This window comes from Streptomyces sp. NPDC055287, assembly GCF_053646035.1.
Genome location: NZ_JBSHNE010000099.1, coordinates 1 through 5,569 on the forward strand (window position 1 = coordinate 1; position 5,569 = coordinate 5,569).

General features: G+C 68.6%; 2 protein-coding genes and 1 pseudogene. All 3 read right to left on the reverse strand.

The window, feature by feature from the left end; all coding sequences use genetic code 11:
- Nucleotides 1–66: 66 nt before the first annotated feature.
- Nucleotides 67–4,257 carry a caspase family protein gene (locus ACWIHY_RS39960; RefSeq protein WP_454381641.1) on the reverse strand — a complete coding sequence of 1,397 codons (4,191 nt, stop codon included), beginning with the start codon at nucleotides 4,255–4,257 and terminating at the stop codon, nucleotides 67–69.
- A 28-nt stretch (nucleotides 4,258–4,285) separates the two neighbouring features.
- Complete coding sequence (locus ACWIHY_RS39965; protein ID WP_069774167.1) at nucleotides 4,286–5,170, reverse strand: alpha/beta hydrolase family protein; 885 nt, start codon at nucleotides 5,168–5,170, stop codon at nucleotides 4,286–4,288.
- Nucleotides 5,171–5,362: 192 nt separating this feature from the next.
- Nucleotides 5,363–5,569, reverse strand: a pseudogene (locus ACWIHY_RS39970) (hypothetical protein); the annotation flags it as partial.

Here is a 5,569-nt window from a genome sequence, read left to right on the forward strand (position 1 = left end):
CAGGGACCTCCAAAGCCTCCTCCCGACGCCCGACCTCCGCGCTCCGGGTGCTCTAGCGGATCCAGATCAGCGGTTGCCGTCCGCAGTGGGGAGGAGTGGCTCTCTTGGGCGGATCAGCAGCAGGCCACGCCACGTGCCGGCGATAATGTCCCCGCCCTGGGTGAGTTCGAGGGCCATGACTCCGCTGCCGGTCGGGATGGAATGCTCGAGGCGCCCCCAACCGCGCCAGATCCGCACCAGACCGTCGTCGCCGGCCGTGACCACGGCGTCGGCCGCGCCCAACCGGCCGATGGCGATGGTCAGCACCTCCGAGTCATGCGCGCGGAACGGTTCCCCGATCCGCTCCCTGGTGACGAGGTCCCATCCGGCAACCATGCCGGATGCGTCCCCGGAGACGACGATCGTCCTGCCGTACAGCTCACCTGACGCCGCCGTCCAGATGCCCGCGTCATGAGCCTGGAGGGGCGAGCTGATCGGACGCCCGTCCAGCAGCCCCCAGGTGCGCAGTGTGCGGTCGGCAGAGGCAGAGACGATCACCGGCTCTCCTTCGACGACCACGGTGCGCACGGTGGTCACAGAAGCGGTGTGACCGGTCATCGGGTCGCCGAGCTCTGTGCCCGTCCACAGGTTCCACCTCCGCAGGAGCCCGTCGTCCGCTCCGGCCACGATCACTTCGATGCCCGCAGCGGACCCGGCTGCGACCGTGTTGACCCACTTGCCGTCGCCAAAGTGCAGCGGCTCCCCGATGAGCAGCCCGCTCTCCACGTCCCATCGCCGCACGCTGCCGTCACCGCCCGCAGACAGGACGACGGCGCGGCCGCTGCGGCAGTTGAATGACGTCATCTCGTTGACCCAGTCGCTGTGACCGGCAACCTCGTGCCCAACGGGCTCGCCCGTCGGCAGCTCCCATCTCTTCATCGTGCGGTCGGCGCCCGCGGTCACCACGACCGGACGCCCCTCGGTCCTCGCCAGTGCAATCGCCGAAACACCGCCCACATGGGACGCCGAGTGGAGTCGGTCTGCTGCGGTACGCTCGGGCTCCCATCGGCGGATCGTCGAGTCGGCGCTGCTGGTGACGAGGCACGGACGGCCGTCGACATGTCCCAGGAGCACCGACGTGACCGCGCCGTCATGGGTGAAGGGGTCAGCGAACGAACTATCCGCCTGCCACAGCCGAGCGGATGTGTCCATGCTGCCGGAGGCAAGCCGCGCCGAGTCGAGCGGATCGACGCAGACAGTCGTCACATGCGCGTTGTGCTCCACCAGGGGCTCGCCCATCGCCACGCCTTCGGCCAGGTCCCACCGGCGGATCGACCAGTCGTAGCCGCCGGACACGATGGTGGGGCGCCCAGCGCTCAGGGCAATGGCGACTGCCCGCACCGTGCCTTGATGACCGGTCATGGGCTCGCCCACGGACGTCCCTTCGGTCAGGTCCCAGCGCCGTACCGTACCGTCCTCACCGCCGGAGACGACCATGATCCGACCATCGACGCTCCGTGCGGCAACGGAGTGCACCGGGCCGTCGTGGCCCGTCATGGGCTCGCCTGCAGATGCCCCATCGGTCAGGTCCCAGCGGCGCACCGTACCGTCCTCACCACCCGAAACGATGATGCTCCGGCCGTTCGCCGCGACGACGGCGACGGTACGTGCCGGACCCTGATGGCCCGTCATGGGCTCGCCCAGATGCATGCCGTCGACCAGGTCCCAGCGGCGCAGCGTGCCGTCCTGACCGGCCGAGACCACCACTGCCTGGCCTTCGATGGTCCCCGTCGCCACGGCGCGGACCGCCCCGCGATGGCCGGTCAGCGGTTCCCCCATCGGTACGCCGTCGGCGAGGTCCCAACGCCGTACCGTACCGTCCTCCCCGCCGGAGACCACGATGTACCGCCCGTCGAACTCCGTCATCGCCAGCGCCCACACCGCGCCGTCATGGCGGCCGATCAGCCGATAGTGGCGACTGTGGTCCCAGCGCGCCCACAGCGCCCGCCAGGGCTGACCCAAAGGCAGCCGTCCCAACCCGTCCGCCAGCACCGGATTGCCGTCACAGCGAGCAGCCAGCTCCAGCAGGGCTGCGTTCTCCGCGAATCGCCCCGAGGACATCCGGTGTGCGGCGAGTTGGAAGGTACGGCTGATGCGCAGCGCGTCGTCGTCACTCACAGCGGACAGCACCTCCACAAGCCGATCGGGTGCGGCGGCGATCAGAAACAGCGGGTCCCTCATCAGAGCATCCAGCCTGCCCGCCCGCGCTGTATAGGAGGCCAGGTGATTCCTGGTATGCGAATGAGCCAGCCGCCAGTCCGGGCCGGATATCCCGGGCGACGCGGGGACCCGTTCGACGAGGACCCCCGCGATCCGCCGGTCGGCGTCGAGACCGCGCGTGGAAGCCCGCATGTGCTCGGCAAGTGCGGTGTGGAACAGCCGGTAGACCGACCTGCTGTCCTCCGTCGCCTCCGCGATGTAGGCTCCCGCGTGGCTGAGCAGCCACTGAATGTCACTGTCGCTGTAGCTGACACCGGCGAGCGCGCCCGCTATCGGCGCCCACAGATCCTCCCAGGGCAGTCCCGCCCCGCGGGCGTACGCCAGCGGCATCAGCAGGTCACGTACGCGCTGTTCGTGCGCGCCGAACCTTTCCAGGTACTCGTCGAGCGCATCGCCGACCGTCGCGGGGAACTGTGACCGCCAGTCCCTCCGCGTGACATCGACAGGGGCGGTCGACGAGGCCAGATAGTGGCCGACGATCCGCGCGATCAGGAAGGTCGGATACGCCCGCGCCGCGACCGCGTCCGCCACCTGCCGAGCCAGCCTGGGCCTGCCCCGGTAGGGCGTCTCGGCCGCGGGACCGCCGGTGGCGAGCAGCGACTTGAGTACGTAGTCCGAGAGATCGGCGAATTCCAGGTACTCCGGCAGGTCCAGGTCGATCGAGACATTGCCGCTGCCGAGGGAACCGAGGATTTCACGGCGGGTGCCGACGATCAGGCGCACGCCCGGTTGGCGCGCGGCCGCCAGTGGGGCGAGCAGTCTGCGCGCCACGGACCTGGGCGCGATCGCCTCGTCGAGCGCGTCGAGCACGATCGTTACGGGGCGTTCGGCCGCGAGCAGTGACTCCACGAAGACGGCGGGCTCGTCGACGGGCACGCCCGTGCCGGCAGCGAGGGCCGCGATGATGTCGGTGAGAGTCTTGTCGCGGGCGACCACGGCGATGTCGACGCTCCCCACCGGAGGGACCGTGCCGTCATCGGGCAGTTGCTCTTGTGGCACACGAGCGCGGCACAGCGGATCGGAGAGGGTGAGCAGCCGTGCGAGGACCGCGGACTTGCCCGATCCCGGACCGCCGGTGATCACGCGCATCCGGGCGTCGTCATGACCGGCGGTCAGCCAGGCGACCAACTCGCGCAGAACACGCGACCGGCCCGTGAAGTACCAGCCCGCTTCCCCTTCGACTTCCACGCCCCTGGCTCTGGGGCCCCAGTGGCTGACCAGATCGATGCGGTCGAGCATCCCGCGCTGCGTCTCGATGTCGACGCCAGGGGGGATCGCGGCTCGGTAGCGCGGGTTGGGCAACAGAGGCGAGATGCCGCTGCTGTCTCCCATGGCCCCCCGCGCCTGCTGTCGCCGGCCTGCCCGGTGCAGCTGCTCGTTGACAGCCCCGACGAGGGCGTTGGGATCCAGATATCGCTGGTAGACCCGCCCGTGCCGCGGATCGGCGACGGCTTGGGCCAGCGCCGATGCAAATGCGTGTTGGACCGCTTCTTCCTTGGCGCGCGTCGCCGCCACGTACCACAGTCCGGAGCCGACGCCCTCGTGCATACCGCGCGTGCCGCTGATGGACCGCATCGCAGCGACGAGGTCTTCGGCACCCGCGCCCGAGTAGCAGGCGTCCAGGATGATGAGCGCATGCTGAACGGGGCTGCCCGCGAACATCCGGATGAGGTCCTCAGTCGGGATGGCCGTGCCGACCAGATTGCTCGGCTTGGAGTCGCGGCTGAGCAGATAGTGCCGTCTGTCGAGACCGGTCGCGCCGTGCCCCGAGTAGTAGACGACCAGTAGGTCGGTCGAGGTTCGCTCTTGGGAGGCCAGCCAGTCGCTCAGCAGCTCCCGGAACCGGCTGCTCGACGGATCCGCGCCCAGTTCGGGAAGGATCCGCTGATAGCCGAGGCTGCTGCAGAACAAATCCGCGACCAGCGCCACGTCGTGGGTCACGGACTCGAGTTGCTCGTGCGGTGCCAGGTGGTCGTAGCGGGCGGTCCCCGCGGACACGAGATATCGCCGGTACGGGTCTTCGGCCTCAGTCGAGAAATGCGGCGATGATGGCACGTCCGGTCTCCCGCGCGGTGAGATACGGGGTGGCATCGTGTGCCTTGGCTCCGTTGTGGACCAGCTCGTCCTTGATGCCTGGGCCGAATCCAGTGGCGAGCCTCTTCTGCAACGCGACCGGATCGCCGCGGTCGGCGACATTGACCCAGTGGCGAATCGATGGGGGGTGCACGCCACGCCCGCTCACGGGGCGCGGCGTTAAACGGTCGAAGACGATGCGCGGAATTCCCAGCGGAGAACCGAGGGTGATCAGGGAGCGGACCGGCCATTCTGGGTGGGCGCACAGCGCCTCGTACGCCACCACCGAACCGAGCGAATGACCGATCATGACGCGCGTGTCCGGCTCGACCGTGTCTGCGACCCGATCGAGAACCCGCTCTTTCACCGTGGCGTCGCACAGGAAAGCCCTCACCTGCTTCAGGTCGGCGATCAGTGCCCGTTCAGCAATGCCCGCGAAAAAGGGCGAGGAACACAGCCGGTTCAACGCGCGCTGCGCCACCAGCGGAGTCCTGACTTTCGTCGGTGGAGCGTCCGGTCGTTCTTCGATCCGTACCGTCTCCTGCCACAGCAGGTCGAGGAGTTCGACTTCGACCGCGCTTTCGATGTCGGTAGCCTCATAAGGAGGTTCACCCAAGGCTTTTCCGCTCGCAGGGCGGAAAAGATCGCCGTAGAAGGCGATACGCAGGTCCCAAGCATCCGCGTCCACGTCGGTCGTGCTCGCCGAATCGGCCTTGATCGGGAAGACCCTGCGTGCCACCGCGATTCCGTCGCGCAGAGCGGGTAACCACGTCCGATGCAATGTATGTGCGCCGATGAACTGCTGGCCGATTCCGTGGATACCTACAATGTGTGCCATCGCCCCCGCCGTCCCAAGCCCGGAGCCGCAAGGCGTCGGCGGGCCCCGGGCGGCAACCCCCGTCCGACGACTGAAGGATAGGCGCCTTGTGCGCGCTTTGGCTGAGATTCGGCGCTACTGGGGCCTCGTTCTGACGCAACCCAGCGGCGTGCTGGGAGCATCTGCTCCTCAGCACTTCGCTGATCGGTGCGCTTAGTCTTCCCTTGGTTTCCAGGCGCGGATCTCCAGGCCCACGATGACCGCATCCGGGTCGAGGCGCCCGGTGGCGGTGAGCCATGTGTGTACGGCGGCGGCAACGTCTCCGCCGGCGGCATCGACCATGGCTTTGAACTGGACGCCGTCGAAGCCCTCTTCACCCGAGCCAGGACCACCGACGTCGTGGCCGTAGGAGCGTTCCTC

Excerpts from the sequence above, each read along its gene's own strand:
- ACWIHY_RS39965 (WP_069774167.1), bottom strand. The coding sequence starts at position 5,170 with ATGGCACACATTGTAGGTATCCACGGAATCGGCCAGCAGTTCATCGGC.